This is a genomic window from Pseudomonas sp. zfem001 (assembly GCF_032621725.1).
Lineage (GTDB): Bacteria > Pseudomonadota > Gammaproteobacteria > Pseudomonadales > Pseudomonadaceae > Aquipseudomonas > Aquipseudomonas sediminis.
Map to the genome: position 1 here is coordinate 178,772 of NZ_JAVYJI010000001.1, position 19,618 is coordinate 198,389.

At 63.8% G+C, this 19,618-nt stretch carries 20 protein-coding genes; 7 read left to right on the plus strand and 13 right to left on the minus strand.

Going from position 1 to position 19,618, the window contains the following annotated elements:
• Positions 1 to 232 precede the first annotated feature (232 nt).
• From RTH74_RS00910 to RTH74_RS00920, 3 genes are all read right to left on the minus strand, one after another.
• Positions 233 to 466 carry an anti-sigma factor family protein gene (locus tag RTH74_RS00910; RefSeq protein ID WP_099526470.1) on the minus strand — a complete coding sequence of 78 codons (234 nt, stop codon included), beginning with the start codon at positions 464 to 466 and terminating at the stop codon, positions 233 to 235.
• Positions 460 to 1,062 (minus strand): RNA polymerase sigma factor, encoded by a 603-nt coding sequence (locus tag RTH74_RS00915; RefSeq protein ID WP_316913456.1) that lies wholly within the window; start codon positions 1,060 to 1,062, stop codon positions 460 to 462. The genes RTH74_RS00910 and RTH74_RS00915 overlap by 7 nt, the downstream gene beginning before the upstream one ends.
• Before the next feature lie 214 nt (positions 1,063 to 1,276).
• Positions 1,277 to 2,398, minus strand: a complete 1,122-nt coding sequence (locus RTH74_RS00920; protein WP_316913457.1) for a beta-ketoacyl-ACP synthase III — start codon at positions 2,396 to 2,398, stop codon at positions 1,277 to 1,279.
• A 237-nt stretch (positions 2,399 to 2,635) separates the two neighbouring features.
• Here RTH74_RS00920 and RTH74_RS00925 point away from each other — a divergent pair, with 237 nt between their 5' ends.
• The gene (locus tag RTH74_RS00925) at positions 2,636 to 4,246 is read left to right on the plus strand and encodes an FMN-binding glutamate synthase family protein (RefSeq protein ID WP_316913458.1); all 1,611 of its coding nucleotides are present in this window, start codon (positions 2,636 to 2,638) and stop codon (positions 4,244 to 4,246) included.
• A gap of 70 nt (positions 4,247 to 4,316) precedes the next feature.
• Complete coding sequence (locus tag RTH74_RS00930; RefSeq protein ID WP_316913459.1) at positions 4,317 to 5,048, plus strand: transporter substrate-binding domain-containing protein; 732 nt, start codon at positions 4,317 to 4,319, stop codon at positions 5,046 to 5,048.
• Positions 5,049 to 5,051: 3 nt separating this feature from the next.
• On the opposite strand, the gene RTH74_RS00935 is transcribed toward RTH74_RS00930, so the two are convergent.
• The 5 genes from RTH74_RS00935 to pnuC form a co-directional block, all read right to left on the minus strand.
• Positions 5,052 to 6,143 carry an extracellular solute-binding protein gene (locus tag RTH74_RS00935; protein WP_316913460.1) on the minus strand — a complete coding sequence of 364 codons (1,092 nt, stop codon included), beginning with the start codon at positions 6,141 to 6,143 and terminating at the stop codon, positions 5,052 to 5,054.
• A gap of 9 nt (positions 6,144 to 6,152) precedes the next feature.
• A complete protein-coding gene (gene aguA, locus RTH74_RS00940) occupies positions 6,153 to 7,265 on the minus strand; it encodes an agmatine deiminase (RefSeq protein ID WP_316913461.1) in 1,113 nt (370 codons plus the stop codon).
• Between the two features lie 97 nt (positions 7,266 to 7,362).
• A complete protein-coding gene (locus tag RTH74_RS00945; RefSeq protein WP_316913462.1) occupies positions 7,363 to 8,250 on the minus strand; it encodes a LysR substrate-binding domain-containing protein in 888 nt (295 codons plus the stop codon).
• Positions 8,251 to 8,497: 247 nt separating this feature from the next.
• Positions 8,498 to 9,529, minus strand: a complete 1,032-nt coding sequence (locus tag RTH74_RS00950) for an AAA family ATPase (protein WP_316913463.1) — start codon at positions 9,527 to 9,529, stop codon at positions 8,498 to 8,500.
• Position 9,530: 1 nt separating this feature from the next.
• Complete coding sequence (gene pnuC, locus RTH74_RS00955) at positions 9,531 to 10,097, minus strand: nicotinamide riboside transporter PnuC (RefSeq protein ID WP_316913464.1); 567 nt, start codon at positions 10,095 to 10,097, stop codon at positions 9,531 to 9,533.
• A gap of 141 nt (positions 10,098 to 10,238) precedes the next feature.
• Here pnuC and RTH74_RS00960 point away from each other — a divergent pair, with 141 nt between their 5' ends.
• The gene (locus RTH74_RS00960) at positions 10,239 to 10,991 is read left to right on the plus strand and encodes a tetratricopeptide repeat protein (protein WP_316913465.1); all 753 of its coding nucleotides are present in this window, start codon (positions 10,239 to 10,241) and stop codon (positions 10,989 to 10,991) included.
• Between the two features lie 6 nt (positions 10,992 to 10,997).
• Here RTH74_RS00960 and RTH74_RS00965 read toward each other — a convergent pair whose 3' ends face one another.
• Both RTH74_RS00965 and RTH74_RS00970 read right to left on the minus strand, forming a co-directional pair.
• A complete protein-coding gene (locus tag RTH74_RS00965) occupies positions 10,998 to 12,281 on the minus strand; it encodes an NAD(P)/FAD-dependent oxidoreductase (RefSeq protein ID WP_316913466.1) in 1,284 nt (427 codons plus the stop codon).
• Positions 12,282 to 12,364: 83 nt separating this feature from the next.
• On the minus strand, positions 12,365 to 12,790 hold the full coding sequence (locus tag RTH74_RS00970; RefSeq protein WP_316913467.1) for a 3-isopropylmalate dehydratase: 426 nt from the start codon (positions 12,788 to 12,790) through the stop codon (positions 12,365 to 12,367).
• A 184-nt stretch (positions 12,791 to 12,974) separates the two neighbouring features.
• Between RTH74_RS00970 and RTH74_RS00975 the strand changes: the two genes are divergently transcribed.
• Positions 12,975 to 13,241: a DUF2790 domain-containing protein gene (locus RTH74_RS00975; RefSeq protein WP_179545338.1), complete on the plus strand. Its 267-nt coding sequence runs from the start codon at positions 12,975 to 12,977 to the stop codon at positions 13,239 to 13,241.
• Positions 13,242 to 13,294: 53 nt separating this feature from the next.
• On the opposite strand, the gene RTH74_RS00980 is transcribed toward RTH74_RS00975, so the two are convergent.
• Complete coding sequence (locus tag RTH74_RS00980) at positions 13,295 to 13,732, minus strand: HIT family protein (protein WP_316913468.1); 438 nt, start codon at positions 13,730 to 13,732, stop codon at positions 13,295 to 13,297.
• A gap of 176 nt (positions 13,733 to 13,908) precedes the next feature.
• Between RTH74_RS00980 and RTH74_RS00985 the strand changes: the two genes are divergently transcribed.
• The gene (locus RTH74_RS00985) at positions 13,909 to 14,610 is read left to right on the plus strand and encodes a glutathione S-transferase N-terminal domain-containing protein (RefSeq protein WP_179545339.1); all 702 of its coding nucleotides are present in this window, start codon (positions 13,909 to 13,911) and stop codon (positions 14,608 to 14,610) included.
• Between the two features lie 53 nt (positions 14,611 to 14,663).
• Here RTH74_RS00985 and RTH74_RS00990 read toward each other — a convergent pair whose 3' ends face one another.
• Both RTH74_RS00990 and RTH74_RS00995 read right to left on the minus strand, forming a co-directional pair.
• A complete protein-coding gene (locus RTH74_RS00990) occupies positions 14,664 to 15,974 on the minus strand; it encodes an MFS transporter (RefSeq protein WP_316913469.1) in 1,311 nt (436 codons plus the stop codon).
• A 46-nt stretch (positions 15,975 to 16,020) separates the two neighbouring features.
• On the minus strand, positions 16,021 to 17,070 hold the full coding sequence (locus tag RTH74_RS00995; RefSeq protein WP_279922545.1) for an SDR family oxidoreductase: 1,050 nt from the start codon (positions 17,068 to 17,070) through the stop codon (positions 16,021 to 16,023).
• A gap of 294 nt (positions 17,071 to 17,364) precedes the next feature.
• Between RTH74_RS00995 and RTH74_RS01000 the strand changes: the two genes are divergently transcribed.
• Positions 17,365 to 18,288 carry a LysR family transcriptional regulator gene (locus tag RTH74_RS01000; protein ID WP_179545342.1) on the plus strand — a complete coding sequence of 308 codons (924 nt, stop codon included), beginning with the start codon at positions 17,365 to 17,367 and terminating at the stop codon, positions 18,286 to 18,288.
• A 75-nt stretch (positions 18,289 to 18,363) separates the two neighbouring features.
• Entirely contained in the window at positions 18,364 to 19,563 is a 1,200-nt protein-coding gene (locus RTH74_RS01005) for an MFS transporter (RefSeq protein ID WP_183895755.1), read from the plus strand.
• Positions 19,564 to 19,618 lie beyond the last annotated feature (55 nt).

The window sequence follows — 19,618 nt, forward strand, 5'->3', positions numbered from 1 at the left end:
GCACAGCGAAACTCAGGGGAGATTCGATGGGTTTCGCGTTGCTCTAACCATCCTAAGGTGCTGCTCTTGCAAGCAAAGTTTGCCGGAGGTTTCTTCGTTGCGAGGCGCTATCAATTAGCCCGAACAACTACCGCAAACGGTGGATGAAAAAGCGTCGGCTACGCGCCCCGATCCACCCTACGCAGTGGATTGCCCGGGAGGGGGGCGCCGAGCCGTCCAGCAAACACACGGCTCACCCCTGATTACGCCGATCCTGCGCCAGGCGCTCGGCCAGGGCGTCGAGTTCAGGCAATTCATCCTCGGGCATCTGCCGGATCACCGCCTGGGTCAGTTTCATCTGGCGGATGAAACGTCGGCAGTTGCCGCACATGGCCAGGTGCGCACGTACGGCCAGGCGCTGGCGCAGGGTTAGTTGGCCGTCGAGATAATCGCTGGAATGAGCGACCAATTCCTTGCAGGTCAGCATTGGCCTGTCTCCTCGAAATGTTCCAGGGTGGCAAAGACTTTCAGGCGTGCCCGGTGCAGCAGCACACGGGCATTGGAGAGCGAGATGTCGAGAAGATTACAGATCGCCTCCAGCTCCAGACCCTGTCGCTCGCGCAGCACCAGCACGCTGGCCTGCAACTCGGACAGGCTGGCCAGGGTGTGTTCCAGGCAATCGCGCAATTCGTCCTCGGTGAGCAGGGCTTCGGGGCTGTCCTGATGCCAGGCATGTGGCGCCAGCAGCCAGTGGCCGTCATCGGCGAAGCGCTCGTCACCCACCGTTCCATGGGGCGCGGCCAGGTCGTCGAGCAGCACCTCGCGACGGTTGTGCTTGAGGCGGGTCTTGGCGGTGTTGGCGGTGATGGTCAGCAGCCAGGTCTTGAGGCTGGAGCGCCCCTGGAAGCCTGCCAGGCTGCGCACTACGGCGAGCCAGGCATCCTGCACCACTTCGTCGGCGTGGCGACTGCCGACGATGGCGTAGGCCACCGCTCGCATCGCCCCCTGGTAACGAGCGACCAGCTCGCGGTAGGCCTTCTGCTCACCGGTGAGCAGACGATCCAACAGATCGGTATCGGACATAGAACTCCCATGGTAGGGCCTGGCGCGCACGAGCAAACCCTGTACGAACCTGTTCACGATCTGCTGCGCGTCGGCCATGCTGCGTTGAAACCAACCTCAAATGCTCATTTACAGCTCGTAAACTGCGCTTTTTCGGCTGCTTTCGCCTTGCCTGGCTCTAGCTCGCTAGATCGTGAAACAGGTTCTACGCGTGTCAGGCATACCTACAGAGAGTTCAACGCTTGCGCAAAATTACACTGCCGATGGAATAACCGGCACCAAAGGAGCTTAGAACACCCAGGCTGCCCGCCGGCAGGTCGTCCTGATTCTTGTGCAGGGCGATCACCGAACCGGCCGAACTGGTGTTGGCGTAGGTGTCGAGAATCACCGGCGCCTCGTGCGGCTCGGCGTCGCGACCGAGCAGCTTGCGCGCGATCAGCAGGTTCATGTTGAGGTTGGCCTGGTGTAGCCAGAAGCGCTTGACGTCGCTGACGTTGAGCTGGTTTTCCGCCAGGTGTGCGGCGATCAGCTCGGCGACCATCGGGCAGACGTCCTTGAACACCTTGCGGCCTTCCTGCACGAACAGCTTGTCGCGGGCGCCAACGCCCTCTTCCGCGGCGCGGTTGAGGAAGCCGAAGTTGTTGCGGATGTTGTTGGAGAACTGCGTCAGCAGCTTGGTGCTGACCACGTCGAACTGGTGCTGGGAGGTGGCCTGGTCGGCGCGCTCGATGATCACTGCGGTGGCGGCGTCACCGAAGATGAAGTGGCTGTCGCGGTCGCGGAAGTTGAGGTGGCCAGTGCAGATTTCCGGGTTGACCATGAGGATGGCGCGGGCCTGGCCGGTCTGGATCGCGGTGGTCGCAGCCTGGATGCCGAAGGTGGCCGAGGAGCAAGCCACGTTCATGTCGTAGCCCCAGCCCTGGATACCCAGCGCGGCCTGCACTTCGATGGCCACCGCCGGGTAGGCGCGCTGCAGGTTCGAGCAGGCGACAATCACCCCATCGATATCAGCGACGGTCTTGCCGGCGCGCTCCAGCGCCTGCTTGGCAGCGCCGACGGCCATTTCGCAGAGGATGCCCCAGTCTTCGTTGGAACGCTCGGGAATGCTCGGCACCATGCGCTGCGGGTCGAGAATGCCGGCCTTGTCGATGACGAAGCGGCTCTTGATGCCCGACGCCTTCTCGATGAAGCCGCTGCTGGACTCGCTCAGCGCCTCCACCTCTCCGCGGGCGATGGCCTCGGCATTATCGACGTTGAACTGCTGCACATAGGCATTGAAGGATGCCACCAGCTCGTCGTTGGAAATGCTGTTGGCCGGGGTGTAGAGGCCGGTACCACTGATCACGACGTTATGCACGGTCATTCCTCTTATCGGCCGCTGGCGGCCTCAGGCAGTAGGCCGGCGACAATGGCGCAGGCCGAAAATCGGGGGACTTGGGCCAAGCTCTTACGATGGTTGGCTCCGGGCCACTGAGTGTGCCACAGGGCAATGGGGTTCGTCCTCAGCCCTTGAGCGTGTCTAATTGGACAGAACATGACCCAATATAGCCATTTGGTCTAAAGTCTTATCTTGATCCGTGTATCTGGAGCTTGCATGAACCTCTCCCTGCTCAGCCGCTACGCTTTTTTCGTCTTCTGCGTGCTGTTCACCCTGGCCAGCCTGCCCTTCCTTGGCCACGAGTGGATGTGGCCGTTCACCCTGCTCAGTGGCGTACTCAGCCTGATCGGTATCGGCGACCTGCTGCAAACGCGCCATGCAGTCAGACGCAACTACCCGATCCTGGGCAACATCCGCTACCTGGTCGAAGGCATCCGCCCGGAGATTCGCCAGTACCTGCTCGAAGGCGACGCCGAGCAACTGCCCTTCTCCCGTGCCCAGCGCTCGCTGGTCTATTCGCGCGCCAAGAACGAAGGTGCCGACAAACCCTTCGGCACCTTGAGCGACGTGTACCAGAACGGCTTCGAGTTCATCAGCCACTCCATGCGTCCGGCGCCGCTGACCGATCCGTGCAGCTTTCGCGTGGAGATCGGCGGGCCGCAATGCAGCCAGCCGTACTCGGCGTCACTGTTCAATATTTCGGCGATGAGTTTCGGCTCGCTCAGCGCCAACGCCATTCGCGCCCTCAACGAAGGGGCGAAACTCGGCGAGTTCTACCACGACACCGGCGAGGGCAGCATCAGCCCCTATCACCGCGAGCACGGCGGCGATCTGGTCTGGGAGCTGGGCAGCGGCTACTTCGGCTGCCGTGCTTCCGACGGGCGCTTCGACCCCGAGCGTTTCGCCGCCCAGGCCGCCAGCTCGCAGGTGAAGATGATCGAGATCAAGCTCAGCCAGGGCGCCAAGCCGGGCCATGGCGGCATCCTGCCCAAGCACAAGGTCACCGAGGAAATCGCCAACACCCGCGGCGTACCGATGGGTGAGGACTGCATCTCGCCCTCGCGCCACAGCGCCTTCTCCACCCCCACCGAGCTGCTGCAGTTCATCGCGCAATTGCGTGAGCTGTCGGGCGGCAAGCCGGTCGGTTTCAAGTTCTGCCTGGGCCATCCCTGGGAGTTCATGGGCATCGTCAAGGCCATGCTGGAGACCGGCATCCTGCCGGACTTCATCGTCGTAGACGGCAAGGAAGGCGGCACCGGCGCGGCGCCACTGGAGTTCACCGATCACCTGGGCGTGCCGCTGCGCGAAGGGCTGTTGTTCGTGCACAACACCCTGGTCGGCAGCAACCTGCGCGACAAGATCAAGCTCGGCGCCAGCGGCAAGATCGTCAGCGCCTTCGACATTGCCCGCGTGCTGGCCATCGGTGCCGACTGGGCCAACTCGGCACGCGGTTTCATGTTCGCCATCGGCTGCATCCAGTCGCAGTCCTGCCACACCAACAAGTGCCCTACCGGCGTGGCTACGCAAGACCCGCTGCGCCAGCGCGCCCTGGTGGTCGAGGACAAGGCCCAGCGCGTCTACAACTTCCACCGCAACACGCTCAAGGCGCTGGCCGAGATGCTCGCCGCCGCCGGCCTCGATCACCCGGCACAGATCGATGCCAAGCACCTGGTGCAGCGCATGTCCGCTACCGAGATCAAACTGTTCTCGCAGCAGCATGTGTTCCTCGCGCCGGGCGAGTTGCTCAGCGGCCAGATCGAAGGCGAGTTCTACGAACGCATGTGGCGCATGGCGCGCGCCGACAGCTTCGAGTCGGCGCCGGCCTGAGCGGCCATCGTCCAGTCTGTTACGGCCAAGCTCGGCGCGACCTCGCTTAACGTCTTGAACCGGTAACCGCATGCGCCTTTCGCTATCCGCTCTGCTGCTTCTGCTGTGCCTCGCAGCCTCGGCCCAGGAGCAGCGCCCACTGCGCTTCTCGGTGACCGAGAGCTGGGCCATGCCGATGATAAAGATCGTCGATGGCCAAGCCGCGGGCGGGATTCTCTACGATCTGCAAATGCGCCTGGCACAGAAGGTCGGCCGCCGCGCAGAGATGCTGGTGCTACCACGCCTGCGCGTTCAACGTTTGCTGGTCAGCGGCGGAATCGACGTGCGCTGCTACGTCAATCCTGACTGGCTCGTCGAATCCCATCATCAGTACATCTGGAGCCTGCCCTTCATGGTGCAGCGCGACCTGATCGTCGCGCGCAACGCCGACCCTCACTTCAAACTGGAGCAGTTGCGAGATGAGCGCGTGGGTACGGTGCTGGGCTTCAGCTATCCAAATCTGGAGCCGCTGCTGGCCAGTGGCGCAATACACCGCGAAGACGCCCGCACCCAGGAACTGGCCCTGGAGAAACTCGAGGCCGGCCGCTACCGCTATGCCGTCAGCAATCAGCTGGCGTTGGCCTGGTTCAATCGCGACCTGTCGCCCGACCAACACCTGCATGCGCTCGGTGAAATCAGCGCTGACCTGATCGCCTGCATCGTCCGCGACGAGCCGGATGTGCCGACCCAGGCGCTGCTCCGTGCCCTGGTGCAGATGAGACAGGATGGCGAGTTCGAGGCCATCCTCGCTCGCTATCGCTGACAGCTACCGACCCGACTTCAGCCGGCTGAACGCACGGGTCAGGGCCCGGTTGAACTCACGACTGTTGTCATTCTTGGTGTACAGCGTGGCGCGCAGCTCGGCCGGCGGATAGGTGCCGGGGTCGGCGAGAATCGCCGGATCGACGAAGGCGTCGGCCGCTGGCACCGCATTGGCGTAGTAGATGCTGTTGCTGATGGCGCCGATCACCTCGGGTGTCATCAGGTGCTCCATCAACGCCAGCCCGGCTTCCGGGTGCGGCGCATCACGCGGGATGACCATGGCATCGAACCACAACAGAGCCCCTTCACGAGGGATGCGGTAGCTCAGCTGGAATTTCTTGTTGGCCTGCTCGGCCTGTGCCGCGGCGATGGCGACGTTGCCATTCCAGGCCATCGCCAGGCAGGTGTTGCCGTTGGCCAGATCGCTGATGTTGCGGTCATTGTCGAAGTAGCGAATGAACGGTCGCACCTTGGCCAGATGGGCCTCGGCCTGTTTCAGGTCATCGAGATTCTGCCGGTTGATATCCAGCCCCAGGTAGCGGAACGCAGCGGCGAATACCTCGTTGGGGTCATTGAGCAAACTCACTCCGCAATCGGCAAAACGCGCCACCACCTGCGGGTCCATCAGCATTGCCCAGCTATCGGTCGGGGCATCTGCCATGCGCTGAGCGATGGCCTGCTCCTGGTAGCCGAAACCGGTGGTGCCCCAGACGTAGAGTCCGGCGTAGCGATTGCCCGGGTCGAACTTGGCCATGTGCTGAGTGAACTCGTCATCAAGCCCGGAAAAATGCGGCAGCTGCGTCTTGTCCAGCTCGCGCAATGCACCGCTGGCGATGGCCCGGCTCAGGTGCTGGCCGGCAGTCAGCACCAGGTCGTAACCACTGCCGCCGGTGAGCAGTTTGGTTTCCACGGTTTCCAGCGAATCGAAATGATCGACCACCACGCGGATACCGGTCTTCTCTTCGAACGAAGCCAGGGTGTCCGGGGCCAGGTATTCGCTCCAGATATACAGGTTGACCTGCTTCGGCGCCTCGCCGGCCTGCGCGTGTGCGCAGGCGGCAAGGGCCAAGGCCAGCAGACTGGCGGGCAGTTTCATCCGGGCCTCCTAGGCGCGCTGAGGCGCGGCGTATTGCGGCATGGTGATGCAGGCGACGTTACCGCCACCCAGGAGGATTTCCCGCGAGTTCTCGATACCGAGGATGCGATGCTGCGGGAACAACTCGGCCAGGGTGGCCTGGGCCACACGGTCGTTGGCGTCGCCGAACAGCGGCAGGACGATGGCCGAGTTGCCGGCGTAGTAATTGATGTACGAAGCGCAGATCTGCGTGCCGGCCTGGCGGGTGTGGGTGGCATCGTCCTGATCCAGACCTTCGGCCTCTTGCGCCGTCCACTCCAGTACGCGCGGTTGCGGCAGCTTGTGCACCTCCAGCGCACGGCCACGCGCATCGCGCACGCTGCGCAGGATGTCGTAAGCCTCCTGGTAGATTTCCCATTGCGGGTCGGTGCGGTCGTCGGTCCACTGCATCACCACCACGCCGGGGCGAACGAAGCAGGCCAGGTCATCGATATGACCATCGGTTTCGTCGAACTTGCAGCCGCGCGGCAGCCAGATCACCTGCTCGGCACCGAGGTAATCCGACAGCCTGCGGGTCATCTCGTCCTTGCCCAGGTGGGCGTTGCGATTGCGGTTGAGCAGGCACTGCTCGGTGGTCAGCAGGGTGCGCTGACCATCGCTCTGGATACCGCCCATTTCGGCAATGAAAGGCGCGCGATAACGATCGAAGCCTTCGATCTCGAGAATCTTCTGCGCGATCTGATCGTCCTTGTCCCATGGGTAGTAAAGCCCGCCATCGAGCCCGCCATAGGCGTTGAATTCGAAGTCCACGCCGCGCACTTCGGCCGTCTCGTCATGCACCAGAAACGCCGGGCCGCTGTCGCGGAACCAGGTGTCGTTGCAGGTCATTTCCACCACCCGCACATGCGCCGGCAGCAGGCGCCGAGCGTTGGCATACTGCGCCGCCGAGGCGCAGACGGTGACCGGCTCGCTGCTGGCGATGGCCGCAACGATCTCGACCCAGACCTTCTGCGCCGGCTTACCACCGTTGCGCCAGACGTCCGGGCGCTCCGGCCAGCCGAGCCAGCAGCGGCTCTTGGTTTCGAATTCGCCGGGCAGACGCAAGCCGTCGGCCTTGGGCAGGGAAGTCAGGGTACGGGCCATCTTGCGGCTCCTCGTCAGTGGCTGGAAGTAGCCCGACAGTACGCCCGGCGATACCACTACGACCAATGACGATAATCGCGGAACTCTTGAATTCAATTCACAAATCGACCAGCTGATCAGTGAGCCATTCGATGAAATGAGCGACTGCCGGCTTGTCCAGACGCAGGCGCTCGCACACCAGCGCGTACTGCCCGAGCGACGGCACCTGGGCCGCAAAGGGGCGCACTAGGCGACCACTGGCCAGATCTTCGGCACTGGTCAGGTTGTCGCCGATGGCCACACCCTGGCCGCGTGCAGCGGCCTCCATGGTCAGGCCGGCATGGCCCAGGTACAGATGCCGATTCGGCTGGATATCGCCAGCATGAGTGGTCAGCCAGGCGGTCCAGGTCTTGCCGTCCTGATCGTCATGCAGCAGGCAATGACGCGCGAGGTCGCGCGGGTGCTTGAGCGGCGACTGGTTGAACAGGCCCGGGCTGCACACCGGAAAGAATTGCAGGGTCGGCAGCGGCCGTACGAAGTAGGCGCTGGCATCGTCCGGGCCGGTGCCATAGGTGATGGCGATATCGATCTCGCTGCCCGGCAGCGTCGCCTCCAGCGGTTGCTCATGCAGATGCAGGGTGATCTGCGGGTGGCGCTCGGCGAAGTCGGCCAGGCGCCCGACCAGCCATTTCTGCGCCAACTCTGCGGTAACCGCGACGCGCAGTTGCGCCTGCGAACCGGGATCACGCAGCTCGTCGCAGGCTTCGCCAATCAGCTCGAAGGCCTGCTGCAGGCTGTGCAGCAGGCGCCTGGCCTGCGGCGTCGGGCGTACCTGACGGCCGTCGCGCTCGAACAGCGTGCTGCCGAGTTGCTCTTCGAGCTGGCGAATCTGGTGGCTGACGGCGCTGTCGGTGACGCACAGTTCAGCAGCCGCGCGGCCGAAGTGGGCATGCCGCGCGGCCGCTTCGAAAGTGCGCAGGGCGGTAAGCGAAGGCAGACGACGCATGACGATTCCGTTTCGGTCGAAAACGCGCATCCTCGCCCAGCCATGGATGGCCGACAAGTCTCGTAGCGTGTCGCAAGGCCGACCAGACGTTGCGCGCCGCTGATTGCAGTTATGGCTGGCTGAACTCCAGGCGTGTTCCACAAGCCGGTGCGCGCAGCGCACCCTACGCAACACCACCCGTCGCTATCCCGGCAAGTGCTTCGCTCGTTCGAACCTAGGGTGCGCCGTGCGCACCAACTGCCTCCGACTAGGTTCCGCTCAGGCTATGCAGCACCTGCTCGATGCGCTGTTGCAGAGAGCCGGTCAGCCGTGTGAATGGCCAGCCGCGCCGCGTCAGCTTCTGCTCGTACCACTGGTTCTGCCGGCGGCGAAAGGTCTGGTCCTGACGGGTGCCGTCCTGCACGAAGGGGAAGTCATCGGCGCACAGGAACAGGTGGTGATAGTGCCGCTCGGCCAACTGTTCAAGCTCGGCCTCGGCACGCCCGAACAGCTCGCGACAGTAGAACAGCGTGGTCAGCGGCGTGGTGTCGCACACCAGGTAGCGCTGGCACTGCCCGGCCAGGCTCTGCTCGCGGGCAACCTGAGTGCGACCGATACGCAGCAGGTCCTCATAGGCGAGCACACCGCCCTGCTCTTCCCAGAGTTCGCGGCCGTACTCCGCTGCGTGACGCGTACCCAAGGCCTCGGCCAATGCCAGGGCGAGGCTGCTCTTGCCGGTGGACTCGCCGCCGAGCAAGGCGATGCGTTCGATGAAATCGCCATACACCTGCGGCGCCAGGTAGTGGCGCAAGCCATGGATATCGGCGCGCAGACGCGTACCAGACACCGGCACCTGGATGCGTGCGCGGTCGATCTCGACGTGCTCCACTGTCCGGCCGAAACATTCGCTCAGGTGCGCGGCGAAGCCATCGCCGTAGGACTCGCTGGTAAATACCGCGTCGACCGGATGGCCCAGCACTGCCAGGCAGAAATCGGCCACGAACTGGCGCTGCGCGGCATCGGGCTCGGATTCGTGGGGAAGCTCTGGTAACGCCAGGCCGCGTGCGCGTTGCTGGGCAACCCACTCGGGCGTAGCCACCCAGCTGCGCAGTTCGGGAAAGCGCACCTGCAACCAGTTCGCACGGCGCTCGGGCTCGCAACCGGCAAGCTCCGGGCAGGCCCAACTGAGCAGCACCAGCTGTTCGCATTGCTGTTGCGCCTGGCGAATCAGCCATTCATGCCCCAGGTGCAGCGGCGCGAACTTGCCGACCACCAGCCCGCAGGCGAATCGCATGCTCATGTCAGGCGATCTGCGCGTTCAGCTCACAGCGCCAGCGGTACAGGCCGTACCAGGCATTGCACCAGAACAGCAGGTAGATGAACGCCGTCAGATACAGCTCGCGCGAGGCGAACAGCGGCACCGCGAGGGTGTTCACCAGCAGCCAGCCGTACCAGGTTTCCAGCGTGCGGCGCATCAGCAGCAATTGCGCCAACACGCTGAAGGTCAGCACCAGCGAATCGATGAAAGGCGCGTAGGCGTCGGTGAAATGGTGCAGCAAGGCGCCGTATGCACCCGCCACAACCACCGCGAGCAGCAGCGCCAGGCCCAGTCCGGTCGCGCTTGCATGGCTGATCGGCAGCGCCTCGCCCTGGCGACCGCGCCGCCAGCTCCACCAACCCAGCAGGCTGGTGGCGATGAAGAAGGCCTGCAAGGTGACATCGGCATACAGCTGCACGCTGAAGAACAGCCAGCCGAACAGCACACAGCCGACAAGGCCAACGGCCCAGGTGTGCACCGAATTGCGCGCCGCCAGCACGACCGAAACCAGATAAAAGAGGTTGGCGAAAATCTCCAGCGACGACGGCATGCACGCATCCTTATGAACATGGAATCAGCCGCGCAGCCTATCACGTGACACAAGCCACAGCCGTGCATGCATCACCTGACAACAGCGCTGATCCATGCTCTGATAAGCCTCCCCTCGCACTCCAAAGGAATGGATCGCCCCATGCCTCTGCTCGCTCTGCTGGTCATCGCCTGCCAAGTCACCTGCGGCCTCCACGTGGTGCGCAGTGGCCAGGAACGCTACTGGCTGTACCTGATCATCGCCCTGCCCGGCCTCGGTTGCCTGATCTACTTCCTCGGCATCATGCTGCCGGATCTGCTCGGCAGCCGACGCGGCCGGCAGACACTCAACCGCCTGCACGACAGCATCGACCCGCAGCGCCACCTGCGCGCCCTGCGCGACGAACTGGAGATTCGCGACACCCGTGATACCCGCGTCAACCTGGCCGATGAACTGCTGCGCATGGGCCAGGCCGAAGAAGCGGCCACGCACTACCAGACAGCCCTGCGCGGTATCCACAGCGACGCCCCGGACATCCTCCTCGGCCTGGCCAGAGCCCGTTTCGCCCAGGGCGACTTCGCCGGTTGCCAGGCAAGCCTCGACCAGTTGATCGCCCACAACCCCGACTTCCGTTCCAGCGACGGCCACTTGCTGTATGCCCGCGCGCTGGAAGGCCAGGGCAACGACCTCAAGGCCGAAGAGGAATACCGCGCCCTCGGCAGCTACTGCGCCAGCCCCGAGGCTAATTACCGCTACGCCCTGCTGCTGCAGCGACTAGGACGTCAGCGCGAGGCCATCGAACTGCTGCAGCAGATCCAGACCCACGCCCGCCGCTCCGCACGGCACTATCGAGTGCTACACAAGGAGTGGCTGGACCTGAGCCAGAAGGCGCTGCTTGAGCTGCAGCGCGACTGAGCGGCCTTACTCCCAGGCCTCCCGCTCGCCCGTCCAGGCATGCAACTCGCGCTTCTGCGCCCCCGACCACAGCCAGCCGCCGCGTGCACCTACCAGCGTGCTGACAGCATGCTGGCGGCCGAAACGGTTGTGCCGAGCCAACATCAGGACGATATCGCGCAATACCGCCAGGGCGTTGCTGTTGGACTGGAACAGCGGCGTCAGCAAGCGACTGGCCTGGCGGTAGTAGCGCAGGTGATCACGGCGCGTATCACCATAGCGAGTGAAGATGGCGTTCCAGTCGAGCGCGTGCTGATGCTGGTCACCGGCATTGCCGAGCGCATCGGCCAGTGCAGCGGCATCGACCAGTGCCATATTGGCGCCCTGCCCCAATTGCGGGCTCATGGCGTGGGCGCAATCCCCGATGGCCAGCACGCGACCATCGTTCCAGCGTTGCATGCGCACGTCCGCATAGGCCGCCAGGGTCAGTTGTGCGGGATCATCGATCTGCTGCAGATAGGCCTCTGAAGCCTCGCCAGCGAGGTTGCGCACGCGGGTTTTCCAGGCCTGCAAGCCGCTGTTGCGCCAACTCTCGTGCTCGCTCAGAGGCAGGCTCCAGAACAGGCTAGTCAAAGAAGTCTCACGCGCGTGGTGGGTGCAGCCAGTCGGCATCAGGCCGAACATCTCGCGGCAACCGCGGTACCACTGGCGCAGCTCGCCGGACTCGGTCGCAGGTGAAGTCGGCAACATGCTCCACAGCGCGCCCCACGGATAGGGCCGCGACCACTGCCGCACCTGCATCTGCGCGCGCAGGGTCGAACGTGTGCCATCGGCCAGGATCATTGCGGCGAAATCGCCCAGGGGTTGTTCACTGCCACCCTCGTCCTGGCGCAGCAAGCGAATATGGCCGCTGGCCTGCTCGAAGCGGCTGACCGCCACGCCGGTCTCCACCTGCACACCGGCACGCTGCGCTGCATTGAGCAATGCCGTCATCAACACGCCGCGGTGAATGCCCAGGCCGAAACTGCCTGGCTGCCAGTCGTGATAACGGGTATCGAGGATCACCCGGCCCTGACAGCTGGTGCCATACAGCCGGCTGACCGGGGCGCCCAGTGCGGTGCACTCGGCCAGCAGGCCCAAGCGCTGCAACACAGCCAGACCGGAAGGCTGCAAGAGAATGCCTGCACCCACCGGCTGCAACTGCTCGACCCGCTCCAGGAGTCGAACCGCATACCCCTGACGGGCGAGGAATATCGCCGTGGCGAGACCCGCGGTACCCGCCCCTACGATGGCTATCGGCAATCCATTCACGTTCATGCTCCCTGTTTTGATGCAGGGAATACTAACCGCCTGGCGTCATGCTCGATATGACCGCTCGCACAGCGGCAAAGCGATCAGGGCTTGTCCGGACGAATATCGAAGCCGCCCTTGTTCTGGCTGACGATGCGCAGGTGCTGGGTTTCCCCGGCTTTCACCGGTACCGCCACTTCGCGTAGCAAGCGGCCCATGCCGCACAGGGTGTCGTCCATGCGATCCGGCGTGATGCCGACCACACGCGTGCCTGGCGGCACCTGGAAGGTTGCGACCTCGCCGACGCCGATGCGCGCTGCGACCTTGCGATCCACCTCGATGGCCACGAAGCAGCCGCCACCCATCATCCCGAAATCGCGGTTGACCACGATCTGCGCGCCGTTCGCCTGCGCCTCCTGAAACGCCAGCAGACGATCTTCCGGTACCGGTTTGACGTTCTCGGGGTCACCCCGATATGACGAACAACCGGCCAACAGCAACAGCGGTAGAGCGATGAGGATCGAACGCATGAAGCCCTCCATGGGCAGATAAGTGCTGCCTGAGTATTGGGGTTGGCGAGCCGGCGGGCAAGGTATCGATAACATCGATGCCCAAAAGCAAAAGCATCGATTTCTGTAATGATCGGCGCAATGTTTTCATCTCTCTCGACCCCAGCGCCAACTTCTTCGGCGCAACTGATCGGAGATTACTCAGATGAAATTCACAGCGCTCAACGCCACCCTCCTCGCCGCTTTCACCCCTATCGCATTCGCCAGCGAGAAAGCGCCAGACAGCACCAAAGTGAACGTACAGGAATACCAGTACGGCATGCAGCTGGACATCGACCAGGTTCTGCAGCGCACCGACAACAGCCGCAAGAGCGGTGTCGTGCCCAGCGTCATCGTTTACCGTGACAGCCAGGGCGAAGTGCACGCCGTGCGTTTCGTGGAATGGGGCGGCCTGAGCAACCAGAACGGCTAAACCACAGGTTGCCTGATGCCCCGGCCGAGTCACTCGTCCGGGGCGATGCCGTTTCAGGCTTGCAGGCGCTTGACCAGTCGTGCCTGCAGCGCTTCCAGCTCGGCCGGATCGGCCTTGCTCGCCGCGTGAACACCCAAGCCCTCGCCCTCGAAGCGCGGAATCACGTGCATGTGGATGTGGAACACCGTCTGCCCGGCAGGCGCACCGTTGAACTGCGCGACTTGCACGCCAGCCGGCTGCAACTCATCGACCACGGCCTGGGTGACCTTCTTCACCACGGCCATGACCTTGGCCAGGCTGGCGTCGTCGATTTCCAGGATATTGCGCGCGGCCGCGCGCTTGGGAATCACCAGGCTGTGACCTTTCGATTGCGGGAACAGATCGAGGAAGGCCAGTACATCGTCGTCCTCGTAGAGTGTGTAGCAGGGCAAGTCGCCACGAATGATCTGGGCGAAGATGTTCTGGGAGTCGTAAGTACCGTGCAGGCTCATGCCGATGGGCTCCGGGCCGAGTGGATGAAAACCGCACCATACCGCCTCGTTCACGTACAGGGAACCGGGCAGGATTGCTCGAGTCGATGACTACTAGCAGCTGGATCGATTTCCTGCGCTAAGGCTACTCGTGTTCTGATCGCTCCTTCTTCGCCCCATTCGACATGGAACTCCACATGACCGACCTCAGCCCATTCCACATCACCCGCAAATGGCCTGCCCAGCATCCCGAGCACCTGCAGCTGTATTCGCTGCCCACACCCAATGGGGTCAAGGTCTCGATCATGCTGGAAGAAATTGGCCTGCCCTACGAACCGCACCTAGTCGACTTCGGTAGCGATGACCAATTCAGCCCCGAGTTTCTCTCGCTGGCGCCGAACAACAAGATTCCCGCCATCCTCGATCCCGACGGCCCCAATGGTCATCCGCTGCCGCTGTTCGAGTCCGGCGCGATTCTGATCTACCTGGCGGAAAAGACCGGCAAGCTGCTACCGCAGGATGCCGCTGCACGTTACGAGACGATTCAATGGCTGATGTGGCAGATGGGCGGCCTGGGGCCGATGTTTGGCCAGCTCGGTTTCTTCGTCAAATTCGCCGGCAGCCAGTTTGAAGACAAGCGTCCACGTGATCGTTACGCCGCTGAATCGGCACGCCTGCTGGGCGTACTCGACCAACACCTGCAAGGCCGTGACTGGATCGCTGGCGAATACAGCATCGCCGATATCGCCGTATTCCCCTGGATTCGCACCCTGGCGGATTTCTACCAGGCCGGTGATCTGGTGCAGTTCGAGCGCTTCACCAACGTGCGCCGCGTGCTCGATGCCTTCCTCGCTCGCCCGGCGGTGCAGCGCGGCCTGAACATCCCCGCACGAGGCTGATGCAGTTGTGGGAGTCGGCCGCCGACTCCCACATCGTTTCTCTCGCACTTGCCTTAGGTAGTCGCAGCCACCTTTTTCTCGGCACTGCGCTGATCGGCCTGCCCGCCCAGGTACCAACCCAGCAGTCCCCACAGCGCCGCACTGGCAGCCCCCACCAACGCCACCAGCCAGGCGCCCTGGGCCAGCATGTCCAGCAGGCTCTTGAGCCAACCACTCATGGCGTCGCCCGCGCGATAGATCACGGTGTCGATGAAGTTCTTCGCCTTGTACTTGCTCTCGGCATCCAGCGGCGCGAAGAGCATCTCCCGCCCAGGCCGCACGAAGGCATATTCACCAATACGCCGGACGATCATCAGCGCCGCCAGCATGGCGAAGCTCGGCATCAACGCCAGGCCGATGAAACCGACAAACACCATTAGCGGCACACAGGCCAACAACACTCGCACGCCCATACGCCGCGCGATACGCCCGGTGATGAACAGCTGGGCAATCAATGCGCCAGCCTGCACCACGAAGTCGATCACGCCGAATACGCGCACCTGCGCCGCGCGATCCGGGAACAGCTCGGCCACCAGACGTGCCTGCTCGAAGTAGAGAAAGGTGCTGGCCGTGGCCAGAAGAATCACGAAGCCGGCGATACCCAGCAGGTAGGGCGAAGCCAGTACCCGGGTCAAACCGCTGAACGGATTGCCCGGCACGGGCCGGCGTGGGCTCTCGGCCTGAACCGCACCGGGGCGTCCCGCACCACCCTGCTCTCGCCAGCGCATCAGCACCTGCTTGAGCGTCAGCGCAACAGCCAGCAGTACAGCGGCCAGCAGAATCAACCCGGCCTGACCAAGAGTGCCGATCAACAGTGTACTGAGCGCGGGTCCAGCTAAACCGCCGACGCTGGCTCCCGCGGCGATGAAAGCGAACAATCGCTTGGCCTGTTCGCTGTCGAATACATCCGCCATCAGACTCCAGGCCACCGACACGACGAACAGGTTGTAGACCGAGATCCACACGTAAAAGCTACGCGCCAGCCATACACTTTCATCAGCGCTGAAAAACAACAGGGCGAACAGCGCGAGGTTCAGGGTGAAGAAACCGTACACCCAGTCGATGAAATGAATCCGCGGCACCCGCGAACTGAGCCAGGCGAACAAGGGCACCGCGATCAGCATCACCACGAACGTGGCGGTGAACAACCATTGCAGGTTCTCCACGCCGGAGACGATGCCCATCGCCTCGCGGATCGGTCGCAGCATGAAGTAGCCCGAGAACAGGCAAAAGAACAGGGCAAAACCGGCCAGCGCCGGCCACAACTCGTTGCGCTGCGCGTTGATGGCTACGGCCACGCGCTGCGCCATCGTTGACGATGACATGGGAAATTCCTCGAACGGGCGCGCCAGCACGGCGCGCCGGCATCACTCAGCCGTATCTGACGCCAGTCAGACGCTCGGCTACCGACCACAGGCGCGCCGCAGCATCAGCATCGGCTGCCGCATCCGGCACCTTGGCCAGACCTAACGGGCCGCGTTTTTCCTCTTCGCCGGTCGGGCCGTAATAACGACCGCCCTCGGCTTCGGCCGCCGTCGCCGCGAACAGCGATGACAGCGCACCTTGCGCTGCCGAGTGATAGACATCACGGTCCTTCGCCCACTCGCGGGCGAACTCGCTTTCCAGTCCAGGCCCGCGTTCGACCAGTTCGGTGACAGCCACGCCAGGATGCGCGGCCACGCTGCGAATGCCCCAGTCATTGGCCAAACTGCGCCGCTGCAACTCGAAGGCCATCATCAGACAGGCCAGCTTCGACTGGGCATAAGCGGCATAGGGGTTGTAGTTGTTCTGCGACTGCAGATCATCGAAATTGATGCTGCCGCGGTTCACGGCGATGCTCGCCAGGGTGACCACGCGCGGGTCGGCCGACTTTTGCAGCGACGGCAGGAGCAAACCGGTCAGGGCGAAATGGCCGAGGAAGTTGGTCGCCAACTGCATCTCGAAACCATCGCGGGACACGCCGCGCTGTGGTGGCGCCATGATCGCCGCGTTGTTGATCAGTACGTCCAGCACCTCACCCTCGGCATTCAGGCGCTGAGCCAGGCTGCGCACCGAGGCCAGGTCGGCCAGATCCAGCTGTTCGAAACGCAGACGCGCATCCGGTACCTGAGCACGAATGCGTTCGATGCTTTCGGCACCGCGCTGTGAATTGCGCGCGGCGATGATCACCTGAGCACCCGCGCGGCTCAGGGCCAGGGCATCCTCGAAGCCCATGCCGCTGCTGCCGCCAGTGACCAGCATGCGCTTGCCGGTCAGCGAGGGCATGTCGCTCGCCTGCCACCCCGGTGAGGTACTGGCCCAGGCGAATGTCGGTACACCGCCCAACACCCCATGCAAGGCCAGGCTGCCGCCCACCATGCCGAACAGTTTCAGGGCATCACGACGCGAATGGCCTCGCCCCACAGCATTCTTCTTGTCCATCGGCTGATTCCTCGTGTCCGTTGACTCAATGCGCCAGACCCGGCGCACGTACAGGACATAGGGTGCAGGCAGATGGCACGTACGATAAGCCGGCCAAAACCGAACAACGCATACGGTCAGGCGGACAGTTACCAGGTGTTTCGCGGACGCGAAGCGTAATTCGAGAGTGAGTGCTGCCACGGCGAAGATCGCGGCTGAAGCCCCTCCCACGCACTCCCTAGTCTCCACTCAGGATTGGCAAAGTGGCCGCTGCGCCGCATTATCGGACCCTTCGTAATAATCCAGCCGCCACCCATGCGCCAACCGAATCTATCCGATGTTGCCCTGTTCGCTGCCGTGGTCGAGGCCGGCGGCTTTCGCGTCGCCGCGCAACGCCGCGGCATGTCGGCCTCGTCGCTGAGCGATTGCGTGCGCCGTCTGGAAAAGGAGCTGGACGTACGCCTGCTAAACCGCACCACGCGCGGCCTGACACCGACGGAAATCGGCGCGCGCCTGCTTGAACGTCTGCGCCCCGCGCTGGATGAGATCAACACGGCGCTCAACGACCTGCAGGAAGATCCGCAGAACCCGGTCGGCTCACTGCGCCTGCATGTGCCCGGCGTGATCGCGCGGCACATCCTGCCGCAACTGCTGGATGGCTTTCTCGCTCGCTACCCCGGCATCGCGCTGGAGGTGAACATGGACAACACCTTCATCGACGTGATCGGCGCCGGTTATGACGCTGGCATCCGCTACGAGGAAAGCCTGGCCAAGGACATGATCGCCATCCCCATCGGGCCGCGCCGACAGTGTTTCATGGCAGTGGCGGCGCCCAGCTACCTGCAGCGCCATGGCACGCCACAACACCCCAGCGAACTGAGCGAGCATCGCCTGCTCGGTTACCGCTTCGCCAGCGGCAAGCTCGGCGTATGGGAGTTCGAGCAGGATGGACGCACCCTGCGCATCAGCCCCGAGGGTCGCCTGGTCAGCTCGTCGCAGGACCTGCTGATCGCTGCAGCCTGTGCCGGCCACGGTATTCTCTACACATTCGAGGAATACATCGCGGCGCCCCTGGCCAGCGGCCAGTTGCAACCCTTCATGCAGGACTGGTGGCAGCACTTCAACGGCCCGTATCTGTACTACCACAGCAGGCGCCAGGTGCCGGCGCCCCTGCGTGCCTTCGTCGACTACGTGAAGGCCTTGAACAACGCCGACCATTCGTCTCAAAGCCCGATATAGAGCGGCCGCCAATACCCAAGCAAGACGCTGGGAGATTATAATTGCGCGCTTGCTTCCCCCTCCTCCAGGTCACTCATGAACAGCTCTGCATCAGGCGCCGCGACCACTCTGTCGCCGGGCGCGATCCTTCTCATTCAACTCGCCCTGGCCCTTGGCGGCTTCGCCATCGGCACCGGCGAGTTTGCCATCATGGGCCTGATGCCCAACGTCGCCGCCGACCTTGGCGTCAGCGAGCCGCAAGTCGGCCACGTGATCAGCGCTTACGCCCTCGGCGTGGTAGTCGGTGCACCGGTGCTGGCCCTGCTCGGTGCGCGCCTGCCACGGCGCATCCTGCTGCTGTTGCTGATGGGTTGCTTCGCCCTCGGCAACTTCGCCAGCGCTCTGGCACCCAGTTATGAGCCGCTGCTGATTTTCCGCTTCATCGCCGGCCTGCCACATGGCGCCTACTTCGGTATCGCCATGTTGGTGGCGGCCTCCATGGCTCCGCCGCACAAACGCGCCAAGGCGGTAAGCCGGGTGCTGGCCGGCCTGACCGTGGCCATCCTGATCGGCAACCCGCTGGCCACCTGGCTCGGCCAATTCATGAGCTGGCGCTACGCCTTTGCCCTGGTCGGCATCATCGCCATCACCACCATCGCCATGGTCGCGATCTTCCTCCCGGCTGACCCCAACGAGCAGCGCAGCAGCCCATCGGGCGAGCTGCGCGCCTTCAACCGCGCGCCGATCTGGCTGGCCCTGGGCATCGGCTCGATCGGTTTTGCCGGAATGTTCTGCGTGTTCAGCTACATGGCGCCGACCCTGCTTCATGTCACCCAGGTCGGCCCCGGCTGGATTCCCCTGGCCATGGGCGTGTTCGGTGCCGGCTGCATCGTCGGCAACAGTGCCGGCGGCTGGCTATTCGACCGCCTGCGCCTGCGCGCCGTGGCCTGGATTCTGGCCTGGAGCACGCTGGTGCTACTGGTCTTCCCGTTCGCAGCGCACAGCCTGTGGACCATCCTGCCGGCGATCTTCGCCCTCGGCACCATGATCGCCCTCGGCCCGGCGCTGCAGACCCATTTGATGGACGTTGCCACGGGCGCGCAGACACTCGCTGCCGCGTCCAACCACGCCGCGTTCAACGTCGCCAACGCGCTCGGCCCCTGGCTCGGCGGCCTGGCCATCAGCGCCGGTATGGGCTGGACGGTGACCGGCTACATCGGCGCCGCGACCGCCATCGGCGGCCTACTCTTGTTTGCCTGGGCGTGGCAGGTGCAGCAGAAAAACGCAGCGATCTGAACAGGTGCGTGAGGTGACTCGGGCAAGGTATCTTCTACCTCCCGAGCCACCAACG